We start from the raw sequence: 3,774 nt of genomic DNA on the forward strand, positions 1-3,774 counted from the left end.
CCTTGAGGCCGTCGGCAATGATGATCTGGCAACCCGTAGCATACGGGGTAAAGCCGTTCTGGTAGGCGGTATCGATGTGCTCGAGCGCGTTTTTGCGGCTACCCACATAGAGCGTATTGCAGTCGGTGAGGAAGGGCTTGCCGCCCAGCTCCTTCACGACATCCGCGACGGCGCGGGCGTAGTTGGGGCGCAAAAAGCTCAGGTTGCCCAGCTCGCCAAAGTGAATCTTGATGGCGACGAACTTGTTCTCAAAGTCGATCTGCTCGATACCGGCGTGACGGATGAGGCGCTTGAGCTTGTCGAGCTGGCTCTCGCGAGCATGCGTGCGCAGGTTGGTGAAGTACACCTTGGCGGGTGCTGCGGGTGTAGTTGCGGTCATAGATATATCCCCTCGGTCTATATGGCGTTACAGACATAGAGGATGGTACCAGTTAAAGCAGAGTTAAAGTCAAGTACGGCACCTAGTCATTGGGGACAGACTTAAATGACTGAAACCACTCATTGGGGACGGACTTAAATGAGTGCCTCGCCACCTGGCAGCTAGGGACGTTCCTTTCCTGCTGGGTGGCGAAAGAGCGTCCCCAGCGACTAGTCATTTAAGAACGTCCCCAATGACTACTCTTGGACTTTGAGGGCTTCGGCCAGGCTCACGCGTTTGATGGAGCGCGTGTGTAGCAGCGCCACGACCAGGTAGGTCGCAAAGCCAATGCCGACGCACGCCGCCATGGACCAAGCGGGCACGTAGATCTCGATATTGCCGTTATAGGCGAGCAGCATCGAGCGGAAGATGGCCGTTAGCGAGCCAATAATGACCGGCAGGCTCAGCACGAGTGACGCTGCCACGCACAACGTGATCGAGCGGATGTACAGATGCGAAATCTCGCTATCGCGATAGCCAAAGACTTTCATGTAGCTGATCGAACGGGCGCTGTGGTCGATCACAGCCTTGGTCAGCAGGTACATAAACAGCAAGAAGATGAACACCGCAAGCCCAACCATCATGCCGATCATTTTGCTCATCATGCCGATGAACTGGTCGCCCACGGCGCGCATGTCGTCGGGCGTGGTATCGCCGGCAAAGTAGCGCGCGTCGAGGTCGAGCTTCTCGTTGCTCACGTAGCCGTTAAAGTAGGCCGCATCGTTGTCAAACAGCTCGTTAAAGTCTTCGATGCTCATATAGACATTCATATCCGACTTAGAGCCCCAAACGCAGTCCTTGCCCACGTACTCAAAGGAATAATTCTCGCCCTCGTACTTGTCGCGAAGCTTAACCTTCTGACCCTCGCTCCAGCCAAACTTGTCGAGCAAGCCACCGCCAAAGACGACGCGTCCGTCGCTGACGTCCAGTCCTTTCCAGTAGCGCGAATCGGGCGAGATGCCGTAGATGGAAATCGTCTCCTCGCCATTTCCGTCGCCGCGGTCGTATTGCAGCTGGTAGACGGCGTATTTCTCGGCCTGTGCGATTGCGCCCGCGCCGTTATCGGTCGTATTGACCGGGTGGATATCGTCGTTGTCAGTGTCGATCTTAGAGGCCTTGTCGATCAGGTCGATAGCCTCATCGTGGTCGCAGCCGAGAGCATCGGCAAGGTCATCGAGGCGCGCATAAAGCGCATCCTTCTTGTCCTGGACCTTGGCGAGCGCGTCCTGCGCCGCAGCCAGGCTCTCGGCAGACGGGGATGCGGTCGCGGCATCGGCTGCCGCCTGCGCCGCATCGGCCGCGTCGTCGAGCTCGTCATCGGCATCTTGGGCGGCAGAAAGCAGCGCGCCGTCAACCGACTGCAAGCACTCGAGTGCCGACCACTGCTCGCGCTCCTCGGCAGTGCCCTCGAGCTCCAGCGGAGCCTTGAGCGTGTACTGGTGCTCGGCGACCAGGCTCGTCTCGAGGTTGTCCGCGTAGTGCGTCATCGTGGGCAGAATCGCCAGGCCAAAGAGCAGCAGCAGCGAGGCAAACGCAATGCCCACGAAGAGCGTGGCGAAGTTGCCCAGGTTGCGCAGGAAGATACGCAGGCGGAAGCGCGAGACAAAGCCCATGCGCTCCGGCAGCTGCAGGCCGCGCTTGGTGCCAGACTTGCCGCTCGCCTCGTGGCGAAGAAACTGCAACGGCGTCTTGCCCATCTTGCGAAGCAGACCCACCAGCGTGATGAGGATGAGCGCAGCGGCGGGAACCACGGCGCACTTCACAAAGATCTCCCAGCTCCAGTACACCTGGAAGGGCGGCAGGCTGTACGAGCCGTAATCGAGGCTGCGCATGGGCTCGGTAAAGAACACGACGCCGAGCGCAGTGCCCAAAAGCACCGCGACCACGCCCACGATGGCGGGAAGCGCAAGGTAGTGCAGCACGATCTCGCGTCGACGATAGCCGCTGGCGAGCAGCGTGCCGATGATGGCGCTCTCCTCCTCGATGGTGGCGTCGGTAAGGACCACAAAGACGAACGCCATGATCACGATGATGATGTCGAGCAGCGTCATCCACATCATGGAGTCGCCGTCTACGTCGTCGCGCGCGTAGCCAATGCCCTGGTTGGAATCGGCGTCGATGAGGTCATCCACGCGTGCGTCGGCATCGGTGAGCGCCTCCACCATATCCTGCTCCGCATCGACGCGATCCGCGGTGGAGAGATCGCGATCGGTAAAGGTAAAGGAGTAGGTGTAGGCAGGCGCGCCGCCGGCGTCCTTAAGCGCGGCAAAGCCGGCGTCGGTGACCTCGGCCACACCGTACGTGATGGTGTTCACCGTAAAGTCCGAATTGTTGAGGAACAGCGCCTGGCTATCGGGCTGGGTCATGATGCCGCAGATGGTGTAGGTGCGACCCTCGAGCTCGACTTTATCGCCCACGGACAGGTTGTTATTGGTGGCGAAGACACGGTCGATTGCCACCTCATCGTCCGCCTTAGGCTGCCTGCCTTCGCAGTAGGACGCGATATCGACCTTGGTGCGGTGCGCATAGGTGCGCAGCGTGCGCTTGGTTCCATCGTCGCCGGCGGTCTTTTTGATGATGGCATCGATGGAGAAATTCTTGTAGAGCGTGACGCCACCGACGTCGTCTGCCGCGTCCTCGGCTGCCTTGAGCTGGTCTTTGGTGGCCTCGAAGGAGGTGGTCACGCGGCCGTCCTCGATCGCGTACGCATCGCGCATGTCGTCGATAAGGCAGCCGATGGAATGCGCCGCGAGCAAAAAGCCCGATGTAAGGGCAATGCTTCCGCACATAAGCAAAAAGATGCCCAGGTACTTACCGATATTGCGGCGCAGCTCGCGCGGGAGACGTTTTGCGAGAGGTGTCATGGCGCCGCCTACCAATCGAGCTCGGCGGCCGCGACGGGCGACTCGTTGAGCTCATCCTCGACGATGCGCCCGTCGCGCAGGCGCAGCACGCGATTGGCCATGCGGGCGATGGCGGCGTTGTGTGTGACGATGATGATGGTGCATCCGTACTCGTGATTGACATCCTCCATGAGCTGCAAGATTTCCTTGGACGTCTTATAGTCGAGCGCGCCCGTGGGCTCGTCGCACAGCAGCAGACCCGGGTTTTTGACGAGCGCGCGGCCGATGGCACAGCGTTGCTGCTGACCACCCGAAACCTGGCGCGGGAACTTGTTGCGGTGCTCGTAGAGGCCCAGCGAGCGTAGCAGGTCGTCAATGTTGAGCGGCTTTTTGGACAGGCATGCCGTGACCTCGATGTTTTCCTTGATGGTGAGGTCGGGCACCAGGTTGTAGAACTGGAAGACAAAGCCCAGCTCACGGCGGCGATACTCGCCCAGGTCGGTAGGTTTGAGC

At 60.0% G+C, this 3,774-nt stretch carries 3 protein-coding genes; all 3 read right to left on the minus strand.

Annotated elements, in window-relative coordinates:
• Positions 1-379: DUF362 domain-containing protein (locus ABHR76_RS09575; protein WP_346977550.1), on the minus strand; the 379-nt coding region annotated here is incomplete at its 3' end.
• Between the two features lie 236 nt (positions 380-615).
• Positions 616-3,282 (minus strand): ABC transporter permease, encoded by a 2,667-nt coding sequence (locus tag ABHR76_RS09580; protein ID WP_346977551.1) that lies wholly within the window; start codon positions 3,280-3,282, stop codon positions 616-618.
• Between the two features lie 8 nt (positions 3,283-3,290).
• Positions 3,291-3,774 (minus strand): ABC transporter ATP-binding protein (locus ABHR76_RS09585; protein WP_346977552.1); only part of this gene is annotated, 484 nt, incomplete at its 5' end.

Origin of the sequence: Collinsella aerofaciens (assembly GCF_039752985.1) — a bacterium.
Taxonomy (GTDB): domain Bacteria; phylum Actinomycetota; class Coriobacteriia; order Coriobacteriales; family Coriobacteriaceae; genus Collinsella; species Collinsella aerofaciens_BT.